This window comes from Bacillus sp. BD48 (assembly GCF_046566805.1).
Lineage (GTDB): Bacteria > Bacillota > Bacilli > Bacillales > Bacillaceae > Bacillus > Bacillus safensis.
In genome coordinates this window covers 356,673-379,392 of the sequence record NZ_JANGFM010000002.1, presented here as the reverse complement: position 1 = coordinate 379,392, position 22,720 = coordinate 356,673, and the positions used below count along the sequence as shown (strand labels likewise).

20 protein-coding genes are annotated in these 22,720 nt (G+C 43.6%); 6 read left to right on the top strand and 14 right to left on the bottom strand.

What is annotated here, in order from left to right; translation table 11 throughout:
- Positions 1-2: 2 nt before the first annotated feature.
- The 4 genes from ACLGGR_RS06915 to ACLGGR_RS06900 form a co-directional block, all read right to left on the bottom strand.
- Positions 3-1,115, bottom strand: a complete 1,113-nt coding sequence (locus tag ACLGGR_RS06915; protein ID WP_410972774.1) for an acyl-CoA dehydrogenase family protein — start codon at positions 1,113-1,115, stop codon at positions 3-5.
- Positions 1,116-1,126: 11 nt separating this feature from the next.
- Positions 1,127-1,990, bottom strand: a complete 864-nt coding sequence (locus ACLGGR_RS06910) for a 3-hydroxybutyryl-CoA dehydrogenase (protein WP_410972773.1) — start codon at positions 1,988-1,990, stop codon at positions 1,127-1,129.
- Between the two features lie 19 nt (positions 1,991-2,009).
- Entirely contained in the window at positions 2,010-3,185 is a 1,176-nt protein-coding gene (locus ACLGGR_RS06905) for an acetyl-CoA C-acetyltransferase (protein ID WP_410972772.1), read from the bottom strand.
- Between the two features lie 104 nt (positions 3,186-3,289).
- On the bottom strand, positions 3,290-5,401 hold the full coding sequence (locus ACLGGR_RS06900; RefSeq protein ID WP_410972771.1) for a heterodisulfide reductase-related iron-sulfur binding cluster: 2,112 nt from the start codon (positions 5,399-5,401) through the stop codon (positions 3,290-3,292).
- Positions 5,402-5,544: 143 nt separating this feature from the next.
- On the opposite strand from ACLGGR_RS06900, the gene cls (ACLGGR_RS06895) reads away from it, so the two are divergent.
- The 3 genes from cls (ACLGGR_RS06895) (at position 5,545) to ACLGGR_RS06885 (ending at position 8,044) form a co-directional block, all read left to right on the top strand.
- Positions 5,545-6,741, top strand: coding sequence for a cardiolipin synthase (gene cls, locus ACLGGR_RS06895; RefSeq protein WP_410972770.1), 1,197 nt, complete (start codon positions 5,545-5,547; stop codon positions 6,739-6,741).
- A gap of 12 nt (positions 6,742-6,753) precedes the next feature.
- On the top strand, positions 6,754-7,716 hold the full coding sequence (uvsE, locus tag ACLGGR_RS06890; protein WP_410972769.1) for a UV DNA damage repair endonuclease UvsE: 963 nt from the start codon (positions 6,754-6,756) through the stop codon (positions 7,714-7,716).
- Between the two features lie 73 nt (positions 7,717-7,789).
- Positions 7,790-8,044 (top strand): hypothetical protein, encoded by a 255-nt coding sequence (locus ACLGGR_RS06885; RefSeq protein WP_034281244.1) that lies wholly within the window; start codon positions 7,790-7,792, stop codon positions 8,042-8,044.
- Between the two features lie 28 nt (positions 8,045-8,072).
- Here ACLGGR_RS06885 and ACLGGR_RS06880 read toward each other — a convergent pair whose 3' ends face one another.
- The 3 genes from ACLGGR_RS06880 to cls (ACLGGR_RS06870) form a co-directional block, all read right to left on the bottom strand.
- Positions 8,073-9,071, bottom strand: a complete 999-nt coding sequence (locus tag ACLGGR_RS06880) for a S66 family peptidase (protein ID WP_410972768.1) — start codon at positions 9,069-9,071, stop codon at positions 8,073-8,075.
- 203 nt (positions 9,072-9,274) lie between these two features.
- Complete coding sequence (locus ACLGGR_RS06875) at positions 9,275-10,990, bottom strand: ABC transporter ATP-binding protein (RefSeq protein WP_410972767.1); 1,716 nt, start codon at positions 10,988-10,990, stop codon at positions 9,275-9,277.
- 106 nt (positions 10,991-11,096) lie between these two features.
- The gene (gene cls / locus ACLGGR_RS06870; protein ID WP_251216081.1) at positions 11,097-12,599 is read right to left on the bottom strand and encodes a cardiolipin synthase; all 1,503 of its coding nucleotides are present in this window, start codon (positions 12,597-12,599) and stop codon (positions 11,097-11,099) included.
- Between the two features lie 152 nt (positions 12,600-12,751).
- Between cls (ACLGGR_RS06870) and ACLGGR_RS06865 the strand changes: the two genes are divergently transcribed.
- Positions 12,752-13,723 carry a S66 family peptidase gene (locus ACLGGR_RS06865; protein ID WP_410972766.1) on the top strand — a complete coding sequence of 324 codons (972 nt, stop codon included), beginning with the start codon at positions 12,752-12,754 and terminating at the stop codon, positions 13,721-13,723.
- A 402-nt stretch (positions 13,724-14,125) separates the two neighbouring features.
- Here the strand turns inward: ACLGGR_RS06865 and argS are convergent, their stop codons facing one another.
- The 5 genes from argS to speE all read right to left on the bottom strand — a co-directional run bounded on the left by argS (position 14,126) and on the right by speE (position 18,540).
- The gene (argS, locus tag ACLGGR_RS06860; protein WP_060597505.1) at positions 14,126-15,799 is read right to left on the bottom strand and encodes an arginine--tRNA ligase; all 1,674 of its coding nucleotides are present in this window, start codon (positions 15,797-15,799) and stop codon (positions 14,126-14,128) included.
- Positions 15,796-16,218 (bottom strand): YwiB family protein, encoded by a 423-nt coding sequence (locus tag ACLGGR_RS06855; protein ID WP_003215400.1) that lies wholly within the window; start codon positions 16,216-16,218, stop codon positions 15,796-15,798. The genes argS and ACLGGR_RS06855 overlap by 4 nt, the downstream gene beginning before the upstream one ends.
- Before the next feature lie 123 nt (positions 16,219-16,341).
- Positions 16,342-16,689, bottom strand: coding sequence for a hypothetical protein (locus ACLGGR_RS06850; protein ID WP_048237674.1), 348 nt, complete (start codon positions 16,687-16,689; stop codon positions 16,342-16,344).
- 78 nt (positions 16,690-16,767) lie between these two features.
- Positions 16,768-17,640: an agmatinase gene (gene speB / locus ACLGGR_RS06845; RefSeq protein WP_251216084.1), complete on the bottom strand. Its 873-nt coding sequence runs from the start codon at positions 17,638-17,640 to the stop codon at positions 16,768-16,770.
- Positions 17,641-17,709: 69 nt separating this feature from the next.
- Positions 17,710-18,540, bottom strand: coding sequence for a spermidine synthase (gene speE / locus ACLGGR_RS06840; RefSeq protein WP_025093862.1), 831 nt, complete (start codon positions 18,538-18,540; stop codon positions 17,710-17,712).
- 227 nt (positions 18,541-18,767) lie between these two features.
- Between speE and ACLGGR_RS06835 the strand changes: the two genes are divergently transcribed.
- Entirely contained in the window at positions 18,768-20,837 is a 2,070-nt protein-coding gene (locus tag ACLGGR_RS06835; RefSeq protein WP_410972765.1) for a transglycosylase domain-containing protein, read from the top strand.
- A gap of 124 nt (positions 20,838-20,961) precedes the next feature.
- Here ACLGGR_RS06835 and ACLGGR_RS06830 read toward each other — a convergent pair whose 3' ends face one another.
- Positions 20,962-21,480, bottom strand: a complete 519-nt coding sequence (locus ACLGGR_RS06830; protein WP_039182196.1) for a YwhD family protein — start codon at positions 21,478-21,480, stop codon at positions 20,962-20,964.
- A 12-nt stretch (positions 21,481-21,492) separates the two neighbouring features.
- The gene (locus ACLGGR_RS06825) at positions 21,493-22,149 is read right to left on the bottom strand and encodes a site-2 protease family protein (protein ID WP_323648627.1); all 657 of its coding nucleotides are present in this window, start codon (positions 22,147-22,149) and stop codon (positions 21,493-21,495) included.
- Between the two features lie 109 nt (positions 22,150-22,258).
- Between ACLGGR_RS06825 and ACLGGR_RS06820 the strand changes: the two genes are divergently transcribed.
- On the top strand, positions 22,259-22,444 hold the full coding sequence (locus tag ACLGGR_RS06820) for a 2-hydroxymuconate tautomerase (RefSeq protein WP_142946267.1): 186 nt from the start codon (positions 22,259-22,261) through the stop codon (positions 22,442-22,444).
- Positions 22,445-22,720: the final 276 nt, after the last annotated feature.

Below are 22,720 nucleotides of genomic sequence, written 5' to 3'. Positions count from 1 at the left end.
TTTCATATTAGCTGTTTACAGATGACCAGCCTTTGAATTTCACTTGTTCCTTCATAGATTTCACAAATTTTCGCATCACGAAAGTAACGTTCTGCTTGATAACGATTCGTATAACCATCCATGCCTAGCAAATGGAGCGCTTCTGTACTGATCTCCACCGCCGTTTTTGACGCAAATAGCTTTGCCATTGATGCTTCCTTTGTGACCGGACGATTTGCCTCTTTGAAAGAAGCCGCTTGATAGACGAGCAGTTTGGCTGCCTCAAGCTTCGCCGCCAAATCGCCCAGCCGAATGGTCGTTTCAAGACCTGCTGGATGCTTCTTTAAATAGGTCACTGCCTCGGTTAAAGCGGCTTCTGCAATGCCAAGGCTTTGAGCCGCAATTCCGATTCTCCCTGCATTTAAGCTAGACATGGCAATTTGAAAGCCTTCTCCTTCTGCACCGAGCAACTGATCTTTTGGAATCCGCACGCCATCAAAATGAAGCGTGACTGTTTTTGAACCGTGCAGTCCCATCTTCTTCTCATCTTTTCCAATCGTAAATCCCAGCGTATCTTTCTCGACAATGAACGCCGATATATTTTTTCTCGCAGAAGCCGGATCGGTCACCGCAAAGACAAGATATAGCTCTGCTTCTCCGCCGTTAGTGATAAAGATTTTCGTTCCATTTAATACATAATCGCCGCCCACCCGCTCTGCTCTTAACTGAATACTTGAAGCATCTGATCCAGCCTTTGGTTCAGTCAGACAAAAGGCTCCCAGCTTCTCTCCTGATGCAAGTAGCGGGACATAGGTTTCTTTTTGTTCTTTTGTTCCAAAAGTCAGAATAGGCATCGTCACAACAGATGTATGAACGGACACAATGACACCGATGGTCGCACTCACTTTCGATAATTCATGGATTGCGATGATATACGTTGTAAAATCTGCTCCTAAGCCTTGATACGAAGCTGGTATTGGAATCCCTAGATAGCCTTGCCGCCCCATTTCACTTAAAAGGCTTTTTGGAAACCGGCCTTGTTCCATCGCTTCTACTTCAGGGAATATACGCTGGCGTGCAAATTCTGCTGTCTGTTCTCTCCAGAGACGCTGTTGATCCGTAAGCAAAACATCCATCTTGACTCCCCCTATGAGTGGTCGTGGTATGTGTAAAAACCTCTCTTTGTCTTTTTGCCCAGCCAGCCTGCATTCACGTATTTTTTCAAAAGAGGACAAGGTCGGTATTTGCTGTCTCCAAGTCCTTCGTGAAGGGTATTCATAATAAATAAACATGTATCCAGTCCGATGAAATCAGCTAAACGAAGCGGCCCCATTGGGTGATTCATCCCAAGTGTCATGACACCATCAATGCTTTCTGCATCTGCCACACCTTCATATAGGGTGTAAATGGCTTCATTGATCATCGGCATCAATATACGATTTGATACAAACCCTGGGAAGTCTTCCACTTCAATTGGGGTTTTGTTTAAATGCTTTGCTGTTTCACAAACGAGTTGATACGTGTCGTCACTTGTTTGCAGCGCTCGAATGACCTCAACGAGTTTCATGACAGGGACAGGATTCATAAAGTGCATGCCAATCACTTGCTCCGGTCTCCCCGTAACAGCTGCTAATTCTGTGATCGACAAGGAAGACGTGTTTGTCGCAAATATTGTCTCAGCCTCTGCAAATTGATCAAGTGTTTCAAAGATTTGTTTTTTCACACTCATTTGTTCTGATGCGGCTTCTATGACTAAATGAGCCTGCTGTACGTCCTTTAAATCTGTGGAAACCGCAAGCCGCTGCGTAATATCTCGGACTGCCTGATGGGCTAGCTTTCCTTTTTCTGCCCGTTTCGTTAGTTGTTTGGTCATGGAGGAAATGGCCCGATGAATCTGCTTTTCTGATGCATCATGGAGCAGAACTGTATAGCCTGACTGAGCAAACACTTGGGCAATGCCTGATCCCATTTGACCTGCTCCAACGACCATAATCGTCTCTTCAGTGCTCATGGCAATAAACGCCTCCCTTTTAATCTACCTTTATCATGATGGCATCTCCTTGACCGCCTCCACTGCAAATCGCTGCAATGCCAATGCCTCCGCCTCTTTGTCTTAATGCATGAATCAATGTCAATATCACGCGTGTTCCGCTTGCCCCAATCGGATGACCGAGTGCGACAGCCCCTCCATTGATATTCATTTTCCGCCGGTCGATACCGGTTATTTTTTCACATGCCAGAGCCACAGCTGAAAAGGCCTCATTGATTTCAAACAAATCGATATCCTCTAGGCGCTTTCCTGTTTTCTTTAAAAGCTTCTCGATGGCAAAGGCTGGTGTTTTCGGGAAATCCTTCGCCTCTACAGCAACCTGAGCATGACCGACAACGACTGCCATTGGCTTTACGCCATGCTGCACAGCATACGTGTCTTTCATTAAAAGAAGCGCACTTGCACCGTCATTGACACCTGGTGCATTTCCAGCGGTGATGGTGCCCTTCTGATCAAAAACAGGCATGAGCTTTGACAGCCGTTCATATGACGTATCACGCCGCGGAGATTCATCTTCTGTGATCAGCCGTTCTCCCGTTTTTGTTTTGACGGTGACGGGGGTGATTTCTTGTTGAAAAAAGCTGTTTTTTTGCGCTTCGATGGCCCGTTCATGACTTCTGAGTGCCCACAGATCCTGCTCTTCCCGCGTGATGCCAAGCTCCTTTGCAGCCATACTTCCATACTCACCCATATGAACGCCTGTAAACGAACAGGTTAACCCATCTAAGATCATCGCATCTTGTACTGCGCCATCACCCATTTTGTAGCCCCACCGCGCTTTTTTTAGCAGATAAGGAGCTTGAGACATGGATTCCATACCGCCCGCCGCTATGACCTCAGCATCTCCAGCTCGAATGATTTGATCTGCTGCGGTCACACTGCGCATTCCTGATGCACAGACTTTATTGATGGTTTGTGTTGGAACAGACCAAGGAAGATCAGCATATCTTGCTGCTTGCCTTGAAGGAATCTGCCCTTGCCCTCCTTGTAAAACACTTCCCATAATGACCTCATCTATTTCATGAGAACCCGAAACTCTTTCCAGTGCAGCCTTGATCGCTATACCGCCTAGTTCTGCGGCAGTCAAACCACTGAGAGCACCGCCTAGTTTTCCAAATGGTGTTCTTGCTCCAGATACAATGACCGTCGTACTCATATATGCCCCTCCCCGTTTTGTTACCGCTTACATATCGTTTAGGCAGCTGATGAAACAGCGCCATGGATAAGCCGATGAACATTCTATTCATCGGCCTGTCATGTTTACGACACCTGCTTTCCAGCCTCACCAAACACTGATTTTTCAAGAAGTTCTGCGACATCAAATGTGCCTACCTGCTCCTCTACTTCCTTCGCCTTCGTCCCATCTCCCAGCATCGTTAAGCAATAAGGACACCCTGAGCTGATGATGGACGGCTGTACCTGTAACGCCTGCTCCGTTCGTGCAGTGTTAATCCGGGTACCTGTCTCTTCTTCCATCCACATTAAGCCACCACCTGCACCGCAGCACATACCAGTTTCACGGTTGCGCTCCATTTCTTTCAGCGTCACACCAGGAATCGCTTTTAAAATGTCTCTTGGCGGGTCGTACACTTCGTTATATCTGCCTAGGTAGCAAGAGTCGTGGAAGGTAATCACTTCGTTCACTTCATGTACAGGTGTTATTTTCCCTTCTTTCACTAACTCTGCCAGTAATTCTGTATGATGATACACTTCTGCCTCAAGTCCGAAGTCTGGATATTCATTTTTAAATAAGTTGTAGGCGTGTGGATCAATCGTGACGATCTTTGTGACGCCGTTTTTCTGGAATTCTTCAATGTTTTTTGCAGCAAGCTCTTGGAATAAAAATTCGTTTCCGAGTCTTCTTGGCGTATCGCCTGAGTTTTTCTCTTTATTGCCTAGGATGGCAAAGGATACTCCCGCTTCATTGAGGAGCTTTGCAAAAGCAAGCGCAATCTTTTGGCTTCGATTGTCATATGCCCCCATTGAACCAACCCAGAATAAATAATCAAAGCTTTGATCTGCTTTTTTCAGCTCTTTCACTGTCGGCACATGCACATCTTCTCTTAGTTCACGCCAATTTTCTCTTTCTTTCCGGTTCAATCCCCACGGGTTCCCTTGGCGCTCAATGCTTGTCATGGCACGCTGTGCATCCGCGTCCATTTTTCCTTCGGTCAGCACAAGATATCTGCGCATATCAATAATCTTATCAACGTGTTCATTCATGACAGGGCATTGGTCTTCACAGTTTCGGCACGTCGTACATGCCCAGATTTCTTCTTCTGTAATGACCTCTCCAATAAGAGAAGGATGATATATAGAGCTGGCAGCCGACTCTTCGGCACCTGCTCCTCTCGCCTGCAGTGCCAGCTGGTTTCCTGTTGTCTGCTTAAAAGCAAGCTGCGGGACCCAAGGTGTCTTTGATGTAATAGCCGCCCCTTTATTGGTTAAATGATCTCTTAACCTTAAAATCAAATCCATCGGAGACAGCATCTTCCCTGTCCCTGTTGCCGGGCACATATTCGTGCAGCGCCCGCATTCCACACAGGCGTAAAGATCGATGAGCTGAGACTGACGGAAGTCTTCAATTTTTCCCACACCGAAGGTCTCTTGTGTCTCATCTTCAAAATCGATTTTTTGCAGCTTGCCTGGCGGGTCTAATCTGCTGACAAATACGTTCACAGGCCCTGCAATCAGATGGGCGTGCTTTGACTGCGGAACATATACTAAGAATGTCAGCAAAATAAGAAGATGCACCCACCATGCGGCATAAAAAACAATCGCAGCCGCCAGAGGTGAAATTCCGCCCAGCAAGAAAGCAATACCAGAAGCGATTGGCTCAGTCGGTGATAGAGAGTGTCCATGCCAGATGATGTTCATGCCGTTCCCAAGTAAGACTGTCAGCATTAAGCCGCCAATAAATAAAAGCACTAATCCCGATTTGAAGCCTCGTTTTAAACGGACAAGCTTCTCCACGTATCTTCTATGGAAAGCCCATACAACGGCCACTAAAATGAGAAGTGTGACAATCTCTTGGAAAAACGTAAAGACGCCGTACAGTGGACCTAAAGGAAGCCCGCTGTCTGGAATAAGCCCCTTCAGAATAAAATCAAGGGCTCCGAACTGTACAAGGATAAATCCGTAGAAAAACAGAACATGGATGATGCCGCTCTTCTTGTCCTTTAACAGCTTCTTTTGCCCAAATACGTTGACCCAAACACGCTCTAAGCGTTTCTTTAAGTCTTGTTGAAACTCTTCTTTTTTACCAAGACGAATATACGCCGCTCGTGTTCGAATGAGATAAACAAACAAATACACAGCGTAAGCGGTCACCGCCGCAAATGCGATCAAGTTGATGATTAAAAGGCTATTCATCTTGCTCCCCCTTTCATTCCCCAAAACCCTCTTTGTTCCGTTTCCATGTTGTACCTCTATCATAAATAATGAATGAGTATTCAGTCAATATTTTTTACACGTTTGGGTACACTATTGAAATATGCAAAAAAGGAGGAAGTTTCATGATCGCATTGATCATCCTACTCGTACTCATTGCCATCGTTTTGCTTGTCATGTTAGACCTTTATATGGGAAAAAAATATTTTTCTACTCACGCATTTGAACGGTCTTTTGACCAAACAAGCGGCGATGCCGCCTTTTATCATGATGGCGAACCATTTTTCGATCAGCTGCTTACCGATATACAGCAAGCCTCTTCTTCTATTCATATGATGTTCTTTATTGTAAAGAACGACAAGATTGGTCAAAGGGTCTTACAAGCATTGAAAGCCAAAGCGGAGCAAGGCGTTTCCGTCTTTTTGCTGACCGACCGATTAGGCTCCTACTCGTTTAAACAACAGGACATTCACATGCTAGAAAGAAGCGGCATTCAATTTTACTTTTTAAATAAGCCTCGTTTTCCTTTTTTGATTTACCGGTTAAACATGAGAAATCACCGTAAAATCACGGTGATTGATGGGAAGATTGGCTATATTGGCGGATTTAATATAGGCGATGAATATGTTGGGAAGAAAGGCCGGTTTGGCATTTGGAAGGATTATCATTTGCGTATGACTGGACAGGTTGTCGCAGATCTTCAGCATGTGTTTCTGAATGATTTGTACCGGTCGTCTGGCATTCATCAGCTGCAATATGAGGTTTTCCCTGCATTGGAACCGGGAACATTACAATGCACAACACGCGCGACTGCTGGTTTTTCTTTAGAAGCTTTATTTCTCCAAGATATTCAGCAGGCGAGGAAACAGATCATCATCTGTACGCCTTATTTTATTCCATCAGCCCCTCTTCTGAAGGCGCTGCTTGATGCACGAAAGCGGGGCGTCACAGTTGAAATCATCATTCCAATGAAAGCGGATCATCCACTTGTCAAAGAGGCTGGCTTTCATTATTTGAAGGACCTCATTGCCTCTGGATGCCTTGTTTATCGTTTTTATAAAGGGTTTTATCATTCTAAAGCCATTTTGATTGATCACAGCCGCTGTATGATCAGCACTGCGAATTTTGATAAACGCAGCTTGTTTTTAAACGAAGAAGTAGATGTAGCCATTGATGATCCCGCCTTTACTGCACACGTAGAGGAAAAAATTCGGGAGCATATGGAAGTATCTGAGATCCTGACAGAAGAAACATTGTCAAAGCGCCCGCTTTTCACAAGGCCGCTTGAGTGGGTTTCCGCCATGTTCTCGTATTTTTTATAAAGGAGATGACCTATGCGTTATCGATTTGGTTATGTATCCAATGCCGTCACCTTGTGGGAAGCTTCTCCTGCCAAGTCGCTGACCTTTGCTAGATACAGCAAGCTCTCTAAAGTAGAAAGAAAAGAGGCTTTATTGCGAACAACGAAGGCCAATCTTGTGAATACATTAAGAACGCTTTATTTCGCCATTGCTCATGATATCCCGCTTTACCGTTTTTCAAGCTCGATCGTCCCGCTCGCGACCCATCCCGAGGTGCGCTGGGACTTCGTGACACCTTTTCACAAAGAATTTCTTGAAATAGGCAAGTTAGTGAAACGGCACGGATTACGGGTGAGCTTTCACCCCAATCAATTCACCTTGTTTACCAGCCCAAAACCTTCGATTACAGAAAATGCCGTCATCGATATGACATACCATTATCAGATGCTTGAGGCGATGAAGCTCGAAAAGGAAGGCTACATGAACATTCATGTAGGCGGGGCGTACGGCGATAAAGAATCGGCTCTTCAACGCTTTGATGAAAATATCAAACAGCTTCCGCCTCATATCAAGGCGAGAATGACACTTGAAAACGATGACAAAACATATACGTCGCTGGAAACGCTTGGTGTATGTGAAAAGCATGACATTCCGTTTGTTTTTGATTACCATCATCACGTGGCAAATAAAGATGATGATGCCGCACTCGATGACATCCTGCCAAGAATGTTCGATACTTGGACAAACACTGGCATTCCGCCCAAAATCCATTTGTCTTCACCTAAATCAGAAAAAGCGATACGCAGTCATGCAGATGGAGTAGATATGAACTTTGTCTTACCGCTTTTTCAAGCATTAAAACCGTATGGTCGTGATGTAGATTTCATGATTGAAGCAAAATTAAAGGATCAGGCTCTTCTCCGTCTAGTCGAAGAGCTGTCTGCGATAAGGGGCAATAAACGAACGGGCGGGGGAACTATTGAGTGGAAATCATAGAGAAAGGTTTACCTTTGTGCAAATGGGGGTAACAAAGCTATTGTGAGAAAGTAATTAACAGGAGGATATGAAGATGTCTCAAATCTATTCAATCCGAATCGCTGCAAAAGCGTTGAATTTACATAAGCTTATTTCTCTTTATGAAAAATGCCAGCAGGCTCAGCATCGTTTATATGTGTATTCTAAAAAAACAATGTGCAGCATTAAGAACATCGTAGAGCTTGAAACCTTCAGGCTCACTCATTTAGAATCTGACTACTTAATTGTCGTAGAGGGAAAAAAAGCGCAAGACCTCCTCCAGCCATTTGAAAAAGAGAAGGTTTCATAAAGAAGAGCAGCCGCGGGCTGCTCTTTTGCTATATCCACTCTTTTGTTAACCAAACTTGTTTGGAAGCTGCATCCATTTTCACTTGTGCCCCGATTGGCATCGTCAGCATCGGGTGCGTATGGGCACAGTCAAAATCAGCGATGAGCGGTCTTTTTGTCTCCCCGAGCACCTCAAGTAAAATCTCGTAAGGCTCTTTGCCCGTCCCTTCGTCATCAAACAGCTCATGTTTTCCTAAAAGAATCCCAGATACCCGTTCAAACACTCCATTTACTTTCAATAAAGAGAAGTTCTTTTCTACAACGGAAGCGGTTTTCATACAATCTTCAATGAGAAGGATGTCTCCGTTTTGGATGGCTGGCATGAACTCACTTCCCCAAATGCCGTACATCGCATTCAAGTTCCCACCGATCAATCTGCCTTCTGCCTGTCCCTCTATGACGCACAGCCAATCGTTCGGACGCTGCTTTTTATCACCCGTCTTTTCTTCCCAATTGATTCGTTCATCTGTCCAAAAAGGCGGTTTTTCAATCTGATAAGGTATGGTTTGATGGGACATCAGGATGTCCCCAAACGACTGATATGTATAAGTGACAAACGGTTCAAACTCGCCAAAAGAAGGAACAAGCGCCGGCCCGTAGAAAACAGGCAGTCCCGTTTTTTCGTACGCCGCTAAAAGAATCGCTGTCGCATCTGAATAACCGATCATAATTTTCGGTTGTTGTTTCAGCAGGTCAAAATCAAGATAAGGCAGCAAACTATTTGAATTTGTCCCGCCAATCATTGACATGATGCACGCCAAGTCCTTTCTAGCCATCAGTTCATTCAGCTCATCTGCTCGTTCTTGAATTGTCCCTGAACGGTAGTGATCCTCTTTCCCTGTTAATGATCCTGATACCACAATGAATCCTTTTTGCTCAAGCCACTTCTTCGCCCGCTGATACCTAAGAGGCGAGGTCGCTGATGCAGGACTGGAAGGTGAAAAAATACCGATCTTATCTCCCTTTTGTAATCGCTGAAGCCCCTTCATTCCATCAGATCCTTCCTACACGCATTTTTTCTATCCTAACAAAAAAAGCCCTTTATCAAAAGGGCTCAGATTGTTTTTCATTCAGCGTGATAGAAAAACCTTTGCAGTCTAGGAAGGACGAGTACCGGAGCGGAGCGAATTAACTTTCGTGAGCACCGGCACGCAGAACTGCGGGCGAATGCGAGGGTTTGTCTACGCGCTGATCAATGACCAAACTGCGCTTCATGCAGTCTGCTGTATACGCCGCCCATTTGAATAAGGTCTTGGTGACGGCCCTGTTCTTGGATACCTTCCTCTGTCACGACGATGATACGGTCGGCGTGCTTAATGGTTGCCAGGCGGTGGGCAATGACAAGTGTGGTCCTGCCGACAGCCAGTTCGCTCAGTGCATCTTGTATGGCTTTTTCTGTTTCTGTATCGAGCGCTGATGTGGCTTCATCTAAAATAAGAATCGAAGGATTTTTTAGGAACATCCTCGCAATCGACAGGCGCTGCTTTTGACCTCCCGACAATTTGACGCCTCGCTCGCCTATGACTGTATTTAATCCTTCTGGGAAACGCTGAACGAGTTCCTCTAAATGCGCACGACGTACAGCCTCCCAAATCTCTGCATCGCTGGCTTCTAGGTTGCCGTACGCGATGTTTTCACGAATGGTGCCTGAGAATAAAAAGACATCCTGCTGCACAATGCCGATCTGCTGTCTTAAAGAAGACAGGGTCATCGATTTTGTACTCACACCATCAATTGTAATTTCCCCTTCCTCCACATCATAAAAACGTGGCAGCAGGCTGCAAATCGTCGATTTTCCGGCTCCTGAAGGCCCGACAAACGCAACAGTTTCTCCTTGTTTGATCTTCAAAACGATATCCTTTAACACATGGCTGTGCTCATCGTAGCCAAATGTCACGTTTCGATATTCAATTTCACCTTTCAGCCCGAATACATCACGAGCTCCTTCTGTATCCTTCACATCTGGATCTGTTTCAAGTAAGTCGACATAGCTTTTAAAGCCCGCAATTCCTTTTGGATACATTTCAATCACTGTGTTGATCTTATCAATCGGTCTGAATAAGACGTTTGTAATCAGAACAAACGCGATAAATCCACCTGCCGTTAATTGACCCTGCAGAACAAACCATGTACCTGCCAGAAGGACAAACAGTGTCACAAGACGTGTGAGAATGTAACTGATTGACCCGTTAACTGACATGATTTTATATGAAAGAAGCTTCGCTTTCCGAAAACGGTTGTTGTTTTCAGCAAAACGCTTTTTCTCGAAATGTTCGTTCGCAAAGGCTTGAACAAGACGAATTCCGCCAATATTATTTTCAACCCTTGCATGAAAATCTCCAATGTCATTGTTCAGCTGTGTAATCGCCTTCGTCATCTTCTTATTAAAATGAAGAGCAAGCCAGATGATGACTGGCATGATCAAGAAGGTTAAAATAGCAAGCTGCCAGTTAATCATCAGCATGACAGCAAAGGCGCCAAGAATCGTCATAATCGCAATAAACAAATCCTCAGGTCCGTGATGAGCCACCTCACCAATGTACATGAGGTCATTTGTCATTCGGGACATAAGCTTACCCGTTTTGTTGTTATCAAAGAACTTAAATGAAAGACGCTGAAAATGATCAAACAGCTTCTTCCTCATATCTGTTTCAATATTGATGCCAAGCATGTGCCCCCAGTACGATACAATAAACTGCATAACCGAGCTGAGTGCATAAATGATAAACAGAGCAAGTGCGGTCCAAGCAATGACCGTCCAGTTCCCTGTTGGTAATAATGTATCAATGAAGTAGTTCACGATCAGCGGGAAACCTAGTTCCATCAGTCCAACTGCGACAGCGCAAAAGAAATCTAAAAAGAACAGACCGCGATAGGGCCTGTAATAGGCGAAAAAGCGTTTTAGCATATGTAAAAGAACCTCATTTCCTCTATAATTGATAATCATTTTCAATTATAGAGGAATCCTCTTCAAAATACTAGATCAGGAAATGATTTCTTTTGACTGGAAATCCTCATAATACGCCAGAAAACAACCGGGCAAATGATTCTTTCAACCGCTCTTTTAAGCCTCTTTTATAAAAATGAACAGGACCCATTTGCTCACATTCCTTCATATCTTCCTCATAGTGAGCCATCAATTGCTCAATTGGCTTTTTGGCGGCTGTAAAGACATTGACCTCAAAATTGAGCTGAAAGCTTCTCATATCGACATTCGCGGTTCCGACAGAGGCGAGTTCTCCATCTGCGATCATCACCTTTTGATGCATAAACCCTTTTTGATAGTGATACACCTTGATGCCCTCTTTTAGAAGCTCAGAAAAATAGGATCGTGTGGCATATTGCGTGAGAAATCCGTCATTGATCTCCGGTACCATTACCCGCACATCCACCCCTCTTGTGGCAGCGATTTTGAGCGCAGTGCGAATCGATTCGTTTGGTACAAAGTAAGGTGTGGCAATCCAGACAAATTGTTTCGCATTAGAAATGAGGGCATCATATAAATCACTCATACTTTCTTTCATATCAGGTCCAGTTGGTACAACCTGAATGACATCCTCGCCTGTCACAGAATGCGGCGTATGATACCTCGGATCATCAATTAATACTTCATCTGATACATACTCCCAGTCCAGCATAAAAACGGAGTGAAGGGTCTGAACAGCCTCACCCTTTAACATGGCATGCGTATCACGCCAAAAGCCGATCTTTTCATCCCGACCTACGTATTCCTTGCCGACATTTAACCCGCCGACAAACCCTGTCTCTCCATCAATAATGACGATTTTTCGGTGATTTCGGAAATTGAATTTTTGATTAAAGAATCCATATTTTAAAGGCAGAAAAGGAGCGACCTTGACTCCTGACTGCTTCAAGCGTTTAATATCTTTCCGGGAGAAGCGAATGCTGCCTGCCGCATCATATATGAAGCGAACCTCTACTCCTTCTTTCACTTTTTCAATTAAAATCTCCATCATCCGGCGGCCGAGGAAATCGGATTTGAACATATAGTATTCTATATGAATGAACGATTTTGCTTTTTTTAACTCTTCAAAAATTCGGGGAAACGTCTCCTCCCCATTTTTTAAAATCTCCATATCACTATTTGTGTTCACATGCATGCCTGTTGCTTTTTCTGTGTAATGAAAAAAAGCACGCTGATTATCGGTTAAACGTGATTCATCCGGCTTGCTTTCAAGCTCAGAGATTCTTCTTAATTTTTCACGGTTATACATTCTCTTTGATTTGAATAAATGACCTTTTACATAGAGCTGCCCTGAGAACAGATAGAACATATAGCCAATGATCGGGAAAAAAATCAGCACATACATCCATAACAGCGTGTGCTGTGATGTACGGTTCTCCAGCATGAGTGAGATGATACTAAATAAAATAATGGCGATATAAATCGCTGCGTACAGCTGAACGCTCCACGCCGGCACAGGCCACCAATACACCACATATGCCCCGAATATCATAAAATATAAAAATAAAAATTCCAGTCTCCTCTTTTTCACATTCTCCGCCCTCATTCTCTCTTTTTCTCTTCCATACCCTTTGCACAGCTTGTATGAAACGCACGATCCATTCCTTTTTCCTAGCCTTTACAGACTTGCGCTATTTGATCCGATATAATGGAGAAATATGTGATGGAAAGGAAGATTTGTTTATGCATACACCCTCTCCTTTAAAAAAAGGCAGCCATATTCGGGTCATTGCCCCAAGCCGAAGTGCCAGCATTTTATCAAAAGAAGGAATTTCTCAAGCGAAAAAACGTCTGGAGTCTTTAGGCTTCACTGTCTCTTTTGGACAGCACGTGTTTGAATGTGACCTTCATTCCTCGTCGTCTATTGAACACCGCTTGTCTGATCTGCATGAGGCGTTCACAGATGATGAAGTCGATGGTATTTTGACAGCCATTGGGGGCTTCAATAGCAATGAGCTTTTGCCTTATATTGATTACGACTTGATCCGTCAGCATCCTAAAGTCCTTTGCGGCTATAGTGATATCACTGCACTTGCAAGCGCCGTCACAGCCAAATGTGATATGGTGACATATTCTGGCCCCCATTTCTCAAGCTTTCAAATGGAACAGGGACAGGAGGAGCAGACCGCCATGTTTCAAGCTTGCTTGATGAACGGCGGCGAGCCGTTTGATGTGATTCCTTCAACAAAATGGAGTGATGACGCGTGGTATTTAGATCAAGCGAACAGGCAGTTTCATCCGACGAAATGGAAAATATATCAGGAAGGAACAGCTGAAGGCACCTTGTTTGGCGGAAACCTTTGTACACTGAACTTACTGCAAGGGACATCGTTTATGCCGAATGTAAAGGATGCGATCTTATTTGTGGAGGATGATGAGTTGGTGTTCCCTGAAACGTTCGCCAGAGACCTTACCTCCCTCTTGCAGCATGCAGAAACAATCAAAGGGTTGATCATCGGTCGCTTTCAGAAAAAATCCAACATGACAGAGGAACACTTAAGATTCATCCTAGATAAGCATCCAATGCTCAAACACGTCCCAGTGATTTATGATGTAGACATAGGACATACACAGCCAGTCTTCACTTTCCCGATTGGTGGAAACATTCAGCTAGCGTGTACAAATGGAGACGTGAAGCTGCGCATTCATTCATAGAAAAAAGCACCGCATATTCGGTGCTTTTTTCTATGCCACCATCTTTTTTAAAATTTTTTTAGAAAAAGTGATCCAACCTTCCATCCCCTTCGTTAAGTAGATGTAAAAAGAAAAGAGAGGAGGCAAAAACATGTTTTCTGATGTACTTAGCCAATTATTCGATTCTATTTCTAACATTATCAACACACTTGGATAATTCCATTTAACGCACACATACTACATGCTTGCCGAAGGGAGGCACACTCTATGTTCTCTGATGTACTTAGCCAATTATTTGATTCTATTTCTAACATAATTAATACGCTTGGATAATTTTCAAAACCCGCTGTCTCTTGAGGATAGCGGGTTTTTTATATGAAAAAGCCCCACTCATCTAATAGAGTGGGGCTTTCTTTTATTTCATTACATCTTTTCAGGAGCCGATACACCAATTAATTTTAATGCATTAGCAAGCGTGATTTGTGTTGCTTTCATGAGTGAAAGACGTGCTGTTGTTTTTGTTTCGTTTTCTACGTCAATGACCTTCTCGGCATTGTAGAAGCTGTGAAGGGCTGATGCAAGGTCATAAATATAGTTCGTCACGCGGTGTGGAATACGCTTTTCAGCTGCTTCTGCTACAACTTCTGGGAAGCTGCCAATGATTTTTAGAAGATCGTATTCTTTTTCCGATTGAATGTGAGAGAAATCGGCTTTTTCAAGATTTGGTTCGTAGCCTTTTTCTTCACCTTGACGCAGCATGCTGCAAATTCTCGCATGCGCATATTGTGCATAGTACACAGGGTTTTCGTTAGACGTAGAAATCGCTAAGTCTAGGTCAAAGTCCATATGTGTCGCCGCACTTCTCATCGCAAAGAAATAACGAGTCGCATCTAAGCCGACTTCTTCAATCAGATCACGCATTGTAACGGCTTTTCCTGTACGCTTACTCATCTTCATCTTTTCACCGTTTTTATAAAGATGCACAAGCTGAATGATTTCTACTTCAAGCTTGCCAGCTGGATATCCAAGTGCTTGGATCGCCGCTTTCATTCGAGGAATATAGCCGTGATGGTCCGCTCCCCAAATGTTAATGAGCTGATCAAAGCCTCTGTCCAATTTGTCTTTATGATATGCGATGTCTGGAAGCAGGTAAGTGAAGCTGCCATCTTTTTTAATCAGCACACGGTCCTTGTCATCGCCAAAATCAGTTGAACGCAGCCACGTTGCGCCATCTTCTTCAAAGACATAGCCTTTAGCGCGAAGTGTTTCCAGCGCTGGCTCGATTTTTCCGTTTTCATATAAAGAGGTTTCTGAATACCATACATCAAATGGGACACGGAAATTCTCAAGGTCTACACGTAATTTCTCTAATTCGTATTTCAAGCCGTATTCACGGAAAAACTTCATACGCTCTTCTTCCGGTTCATGAACAAAACGGTCCCCAAATTCATCCGCAAGCTTTTGTCCGATGCCTTTGATGTCTTCTCCTCTGTAGCCGTCTTCAGGCATTTCTTTTTCAAGACCGAGTGCCTCAAAATAACGTACTTCTACAGATAAAGCGAGGTTATTGATTTGATTCCCTGCATCGTTGATATAGTATTCACGGCTCACATCGAACCCTGCTTTATCAAGGATATTGCAAAGGGAATCTCCTACAGCTGCTCCGCGGGCATGTCCAAGGTGAAGGTCACCTGTTGGGTTGGCTGAGACGAATTCGACTTGCACCTTTTGACCGCCGCCTGTATTCGTTTCGCCATAAGCTTCTTTTGCCTCAAGGACAGCTGGAATGAGCTTTGTTAAATACTGATTGTTCATATAAAAGTTAATGAACCCTGGACCTGCGATATCCAATTTTTCAATGGAAGCTTTCCCTTTATCAAACGCATTGACGATGTCCTCTGCGATTTGACGAGGTGCTTTTTTCGCAATGCGGGCAAGCTGCATCGCCATGTTGGTCGAGTAATCACCGTGAGTTTTGTCTTTTGGCACTTCTAAAAGGACATCTGGCACCTGGCTTTCATCGGCAAGTCCTGCTTTGACGACTGCCGCTATGATTTCTTCTTTTAACGCATCCTTGACCTGTTCTGCGATATTCATGAACGTAAATCCTCCTTATACGAAATCGATAATGTATGTAAATGCTTTTGATCTTCTCCTGTCAGCATATCGTACGTAATGTGCAGCAGCCCCTTGTCCACATCGAGATCAATACCATGTGTGTGCACATCTAACTGAAGTGTACCGAATGGCATCGTGTAATGTGTGACGGTCGTTTCTCCAATGAGAAAGCGCTGCTTCATTTGAATAGCCCCTGATCTCATGACAAAAATTTCTTTTTCACTCATTTTCACAACGGTTTTTACTTGACCCATTTCATGTTCTTCATGGTAAGTGAGATACGTTTTGTCATTCTTCTCTTGATACGTTCCAGTCGTGCGGAATTCGATCGTTTCAGCCGGCTCCGTCTCTGGTTTCATCACTGACTTTACATGAATTGAAATTTGGTTTTGTGTCATTTTGCACTTCCTTTGCTAAGACCCGTTTAACTAAAATAGTATACCATAATCATGATCGCCTATCATACCATCATTTCTCTTCTTCACGGCGATTAAACTTCATTTTTCATCTTCAGCCACCCTTTAGAAAAAAAGAAAAATGAAACTGACCAATACGACAAGTCCAGCCTTTACGCCTAAGTCTTTTCTTTTCATTAAGTAAAAAAGAGCCTGTATGCCTGAACTTGCCAAAAATGCCTGAAAAAAATCAAATGGTGCGATTTGATCCTTTTTAAATACCACCTGCATGAATAACGCAATGGCCGTCAGATAGAAAAAGCCTCGATCGTGAAACAGCCCCAGCATCTCTTCCTTTGCTTCCTTTTTCGAAGCAAAAACAGGCGGATCAGCTGCGAGCTCTCGTTTCAGTGTGAGAAAGCCTGCCCCTAACACACATAAAGCGAGGAACACCATCAAAATTGACGAAAACATGAGCTGCCTCCTTTATTTTTTGACCAATGTAAAAAAAGAGCTTGTCCACATGAGATGACAAGCTCCTCTATCAACTGATTATTTCACAAACCCAAGCAGCATTTCGCGTAAAAGCTTGCTCGCTGTATTCGCTGTTTGGTCAGAGTGATCGTATACAGGTGCTACCTCGACAAGGTCTGCCCCGACAACTTGGACGTCAGATCCTGCAATCGCATGAATGGATGCAAGCAGCTCTTTTGATGTAATACCGCCAGCATCTACCGTTCCTGTACCAGGTGCATGTGCTGGGTCAAGTACATCAATGTCAATCGTCACATACACTGGACGCCCTTTTAGCTTTGGCAATACTTGCTTCAATGGCTCGAGTACTTCAAATTTAGAAATGTGCATACCCGCTTTTTTTGCCCATTCAAATTCTTCTTTCATCCCAGAACGGATGCCGAAAGAGAATACATTTTCAGGTCCAATAAGCCCTGCAACTTTACGAATCGGTGTTGAATGTGAAAGCGGCTCACCCTCATATTCTTCACGAAGATCTGTATGTGCGTCCATATGGATGATGGCCAAATCAGGGTATTTCTTATACATCGCACGGAAAACCGGCCAAGACACGAGATGCTCGCCGCCCATTCCTAATGGAAACTTCCCTTTTTCTAAAATGCTGTCGACATACTCTTCAATTAAATCTAAGCTCTTCTGTGCATTTCCAAAAGGAAGTGGGATGTCACCCGCATCAAAGAATGGCACCTCATGCAGCTCACGATCTAAATAAGGGCTGTATTCCTCTAAACCGATCGATACTTCACGAATGCGGTTCGGACCGAAACGTGAACCTGGGCGGTAACTAACTGTCCAGTCCATCGGCATGCCGTATAAAATGACCTTTGCATCTTCCCATGTCGGCTGACTTCCAATAAACACTTTTCCTGAATAAGCCTCGTCGAATCTCATGCAAGATTCCTCCTTTTACGCTTCAAAAAATGCGCAAACCGTCATTTGCGCATTTCCATTTCGCTTGATTTATTTGATTAAGTCGCTCACAAATTTCGGCAGAACGAATGCCGCTTTGTGCAATTCTTTTGTGTAATATTTCGTCTCAATATCAAAGAAACGGCTGTCTTCTACAGCAAGTGGATCATATTTTTTAGAACCGATGGTGAATGTCCAAAGACCGCTTGGATACGTTGGAATATTCGCTGTGTAAAGCTTCGTAATTGGGAAAATTTCTTTTACATCACGCTGTACATTTGTAATCAGCTCAGGTGTGAACCAAGGGTTGTCCGTTTGTGCAACGAAAATACCGTCTTCTTTAAGTGCTTTTGCGATTCCTGCGTAAAATCCTTTAGAGAACAGGTTCACTGCTGGTCCAACTGGCTCAGTAGAGTCAACCATGATGACATCATACTCGTTGTCAGCTTCAGCAATATGCATAAAACCGTCTCCGACTTTGACATCTACACGAGGATCGTCTAGTTTTCCAGCGATAGAAGGAAGGAATTTCTTCGAGTATTCGATGACCTTTCCGTCAATATCAACAAGTGTCGCTTTTTTCACACTTGGGTGTTTGAGGATCTCACGAATGACACCGCCGTCTCCTCCGCCTACGACAAGAACATTTTCCGGGTTTGGATGAGTGAAAAGAGGAACATGTGCCACCATTTCGTGGTATACAAACTCATCTTTCTCAGATGTCATCACCATGCCGTCTAAAAACAGCATATTGCCAAACTCTTCTGTTTCCACCATTTCTAAATGCTGAAAGTCTGTTTGTTCTGTGTGAAGGGTTTTGTTCACCTTCAATGTAATACCAAAATTCTTCGTCTGCTTCTCTGTATACCAAAGTTCGCTCATTGTTCATCTTCCTCTCATCCAATAATAAACAAACATCTATTGTTAGCGCCTTTTATCGGCTATGACTATATCGATTGTCCAAGAAAAAAGTATAGTGGATTCATATCAAATTGTAAAGAACCGCATGAGTTCTCTTTATTTTTTAAAGCACACTCCCTGCAATCGCTTGTTTAAAACGGTTTTCTTTGTTCCATACTGATAAAAAACCGTCAAAATGGGGGCTTTGCATGGACACAATCATGAGTAATAAAAAAATCCGCATGACCGTGAAAACGATTCGAGCCTGTTTTTTTATCGGCTTGCTCGCTTTTCTATTTGCAGGTACCGTCTTTTTGACGATTCTTTTACTTGCCAAATGGCAAGGTGCTCCTTCTGTACAAGTTCCCCAATCCACGACCATTTATGCAGCCGATGGCTCAAAGCTTGGAGAATCCAGCTTTGGAGAAAAGAGATATTGGGTGCCCTTAAAGGAAATGTCCCCTCATATCAGGCAGGCAGTTGTCGCTGTTGAGGATAAAACCTTTTATGAGCATCATGGCTTTGATATAAAACGGATGGCAGGTGCTGCTGTGGCCGATATTCGTGCCATGGCAAAGGTGCAAGGTGCGAGCACGATCACCCAGCAATATGCACGAAATTTGTATTTAGATCATGATAAAACGTGGAAGCGGAAGTGGAATGAAGCCTTTTACACGATTCGTTTAGAGCAAAACTATACAAAAGATGAGATTTTAGAAGGATACTTGAACACCATTTATTATGGTCACGGAGCTTACGGCGTGGAAGCAGCGTCACGTCTGTATTTCGGAAAAAAAGCGAAAAATTTAACTCTCGCTGAATCTGCCCTGCTTGCTGGTATCCCAAAGGGGCCTTCTCTCTATTCCCCTTATGTGAATGAGGAGAAAGCCAGCGCAAGAAAGAATATGATTTTGAGGCAAATGCAAGAGGATGGCATGATTACGAAAAAAGCAGCCGATGATGCTGCGAAAGAAAAAATGTCCTATCGCCCTTTGCAAGAGAAGCAGCTGCAAGCAAAGCAAGCCCCGTATTTTTATGACGATGTGATTCGAGAGCTGAAACAAAGCTTGGGGTTAACAGAAGAGCAGATTGAAACCTATGGGCTTCATATCCAAACGACCCTCAATCCAGAATTACAGAAAATCGCAGAAAAGACGTTAAAGAACACGATGAATTCCAAATCAGATATCCAAATCGGCTTTACTGCCATCCATCCCCAAACAGGGCATGTACTCGCCCTCATAGGTGGAAGAGATTATGAGAAAAGCCCATTCAATCGGGTGACACAAGCAAAAAGACAGCCCGGTTCAACCATGAAACCCCTTCTCTATTACATTGCCTTGCAAAACGGGTTTACACCCGCAACCGTCATGCGCAGTGAGGAAACGGTTTTTGAACTGGATGATCAAGGCAGCGGTGCCGCTTATTCACCAAGCAATTATCACGGCTATTACGCCAATGACGGCATTACAATGCTTCAAGCTTTAGCGCTGTCTGATAATATTTACGCTGTGAAAACCCATCTATTTTTAGGAATGGAGCAGCTTGTACGTGCTGGCAAGACGTTTGGAATCAAGGAAAAACTAGATCAAGTACCATCTCTTGCCCTAGGCACGTCTCCTGTGAAACCAATTGAAATGACCAATGCTTACGCCATGCTGGTCAATGGCGGAAAACGCGTCAAGCCAACCTTTATTACGAAAGTAACCGACGCAAAAGGCAATGTGCTTTTTGAAGAGAAACAAAAACGAGAACAAATCCTAGATGAAAAAGCAGCATTTGTCACCACCGACATGATGTCAGGCATGTTCAATGATCAATTAAACGGCTATACAAGTGTCACTGGCCGCACCATTATGAAGGACCTCACAAGAACATACGGAGGAAAATCCGGGACAACAGGAGCCGACAGCTGGATGATCGGCTTCTCTCCCCAGCTCGTCACAGGTGTATGGACAGGCTATGATAAAGGCCGCACCATTGACTCAGTCGAAGAAACAGCCTATGCGAAAAAAATATGGGCTTCCTTTATGGAATCAGCCCTTTCGAAGCAGCCCGCCTCCTCCTTCATGCCGCCTGACGGTGTCAAAGGGGTATATATCAATCCAAAAACCGGCGATCTCGCAGGTCCAGGATGTGAATCAAAGGTATTCACCTATTTTATAGAAGGAACGGAGCCGACAGGTGTCTGCTATGGTGCCGAGGACAAAGCCTCTGAGCAGGAACCAGTTCAAGATCAAAAGCCAAAGAAATGGTGGGAAAAGTGGCTGAAACGTTAAAAAAGACATGAAAAACCCCGAGACCTGCATCTCGGGATTCTCCATGTCCTAGCTTTAACACCAGTTTACTCAAAAAACGGATGGAATTGGTAGACATCCGCCAATCTTCACAAAAATTTCACAATTATTCAGGGACAGCCAATCCTTCTTTTAATTCATCTGTAGATGCGTCCCATAGCGCTTCATTATGCCCCTTCAAGAAATCAGCCAGCACCTTTTTGGATACGTCATCCATATGACTAACGACGATTTTTCGCTTCATCGATTTATCCATTAAATTCACATGCTCTGGAAGTGACTTATACCCGCGGCGGATCGAACGGTCAACGGTCATTTCACAAGCCGTCACACCTGCATAATAAGGACCTTCTTCTCTGCGGTCAATCGTCACCCATACGAGCCAATACGGTTTTCCGTTCGGCACTTCTTCTTTTGTTTTCAAAAATTTAATTCCTTTTTCGACGGCACTTCTCGCATGCATGGCACCAATATCAATGACAGCTTCCTTTTCCTCTACATCAATGATAACTGGCGAGATATTATCAAGACTGAGAGCGCCTGCCCCAAAGCCTCCATGTCCGTCGGTTGCATCTGTTTTTTTAATGATGTTAAAACCAATTGGTTTCTTCTTTTTACCTTCCATTCATTAAACCTCCTAAAGCAGCGGCTTCAAAATAAGTTGAAACCATTCAATAATTTGATCCCGCATTCCGATCAATGGACCAAAAATAAACTGTCCAAGCGGTGTGATCACAAATATGAGAAAAATGATAATCCCGTATTGTTCAAATTGCGTCATTTTCGCCCGGATACGGGGGCTGACGACGTCCTCAATAATACGATACCCATCCAGCGGCGGAAGTGGCAATAAGTTAAATAGGAACAAAACGACGTTTAAGTTAATAAAGATCCGGAAGAAATAATCAAGTCCCGGCTCAAAGCGCATGATCCACTCCCCGCCAAATTTCTGAAGAACCACATACACAAAAAAGCCCAAAAACGCCAGCACCAAGTTACTTAATGGCCCAGCAATGGAGACACAAATCCCTGCTAAGCGCGGTTTTTTAAAATGGTAACGATTCACCGGTACAGGTCTCGCCCAGCCAAACCCGGCCACAAAGATCAAAATCGTCCCGAATACATCGAGATGCTTCAGTGGATTGAGCGTCAGTCTCCCTTGATTCTTAGCTGTCGGATCTCCGAAACGGTACGCAACATATGCATGCGCCAGCTCGTGCATCGTAAATGCGACAACAAGCGTAATGGCGACATATGGAATAAGTTCTAATGGATAAACAAGAAATTGGTTCAAAGGCATGAATCCTTCTTTCTATACAATGTTTTACTTCATTCAGTATACTATAAGAAGTCCCTTAAACTAAAGGGAAGCATAACACTATAGGAAAAAGGAGGTTGCCTTTATGCCGATTATCACCGTTACAATGCTTGAAGGAAGAACAGACGAACAGAAAAAAGCACTTGTAGAGAAAGTCACAGATGCCGTTATTGAAACAACAGGCGCAGAAGCAGAAAAAGTCTCTATCATTATTGAAGAAATGAAAAAAGAACATTTTGCCGTAGCAGGAAAGCGCATCAGCGACCTGTAAGCATATATAAAAGACGTCTCTTTTGAAAAAGAGACGTCTTTTATATGCTGGTTAAATGATTCCAAATAAAATTAGAGTTGTATCCAGTAATTAACTCTCTCTTTATTTAAACTCAATCTGTTTTGGATAGAGATCATGATTAAATTCATATTCACGTAAAGAATTGTTAGGCTAAAAATTACTTTCTTGTGCCAATTATTTTCAAAACGCTTGTTGTAGCCAAAGTTGAACAAAAAATAATAATTAACTTGCCTACAACAATTTGATGACTACCTG

What these genes read in the sequence shown, in the direction of transcription:
- argS (WP_060597505.1), bottom strand. Translation starts at nt 15,799, where the DNA reads ATGAATATCGCAGAACAGGTCAAGGATGCGTTAAAAGAAGAAATCATA.
- ACLGGR_RS06875 (WP_410972767.1), bottom strand. Translation starts at nt 10,990, where the DNA reads ATGCTAAAACGCTTTTTCGCCTATTACAGGCCCTATCGCGGTCTGTTC.
- speB (WP_251216084.1), bottom strand. Translation starts at nt 17,640, where the DNA reads ATGAGATTCGACGAGGCTTATTCAGGAAAAGTGTTTATTGGAAGTCAG.
- ACLGGR_RS06855 (WP_003215400.1), bottom strand. Translation starts at nt 16,218, where the DNA reads ATGACACAAAACCAAATTTCAATTCATGTAAAGTCAGTGATGAAACCA.
- ACLGGR_RS06835 (WP_410972765.1), top strand. Translation starts at nt 18,768, where the DNA reads ATGGACACAATCATGAGTAATAAAAAAATCCGCATGACCGTGAAAACG.
- uvsE (WP_410972769.1), top strand. Translation starts at nt 6,754, where the DNA reads ATGCGTTATCGATTTGGTTATGTATCCAATGCCGTCACCTTGTGGGAA.
- cls (WP_410972770.1), top strand. Translation starts at nt 5,545, where the DNA reads ATGATCGCATTGATCATCCTACTCGTACTCATTGCCATCGTTTTGCTT.
- speE (WP_025093862.1), bottom strand. Translation starts at nt 18,540, where the DNA reads ATGAGCGAACTTTGGTATACAGAGAAGCAGACGAAGAATTTTGGTATT.
- ACLGGR_RS06910 (WP_410972773.1), bottom strand. Translation starts at nt 1,990, where the DNA reads ATGAGCACTGAAGAGACGATTATGGTCGTTGGAGCAGGTCAAATGGGA.
- ACLGGR_RS06915 (WP_410972774.1), bottom strand. Translation starts at nt 1,115, where the DNA reads ATGGATGTTTTGCTTACGGATCAACAGCGTCTCTGGAGAGAACAGACA.
- ACLGGR_RS06865 (WP_410972766.1), top strand. Translation starts at nt 12,752, where the DNA reads ATGCATACACCCTCTCCTTTAAAAAAAGGCAGCCATATTCGGGTCATT.
- ACLGGR_RS06830 (WP_039182196.1), bottom strand. Translation starts at nt 21,480, where the DNA reads ATGGAAGGTAAAAAGAAGAAACCAATTGGTTTTAACATCATTAAAAAA.
- ACLGGR_RS06880 (WP_410972768.1), bottom strand. Translation starts at nt 9,071, where the DNA reads ATGAAGGGGCTTCAGCGATTACAAAAGGGAGATAAGATCGGTATTTTT.
- ACLGGR_RS06905 (WP_410972772.1), bottom strand. Translation starts at nt 3,185, where the DNA reads ATGAGTACGACGGTCATTGTATCTGGAGCAAGAACACCATTTGGAAAA.
- ACLGGR_RS06820 (WP_142946267.1), top strand. Translation starts at nt 22,259, where the DNA reads ATGCCGATTATCACCGTTACAATGCTTGAAGGAAGAACAGACGAACAG.
- ACLGGR_RS06850 (WP_048237674.1), bottom strand. Translation starts at nt 16,689, where the DNA reads ATGTTTTCGTCAATTTTGATGGTGTTCCTCGCTTTATGTGTGTTAGGG.
- ACLGGR_RS06885 (WP_034281244.1), top strand. Translation starts at nt 7,790, where the DNA reads ATGTCTCAAATCTATTCAATCCGAATCGCTGCAAAAGCGTTGAATTTA.
- ACLGGR_RS06900 (WP_410972771.1), bottom strand. Translation starts at nt 5,401, where the DNA reads ATGAATAGCCTTTTAATCATCAACTTGATCGCATTTGCGGCGGTGACC.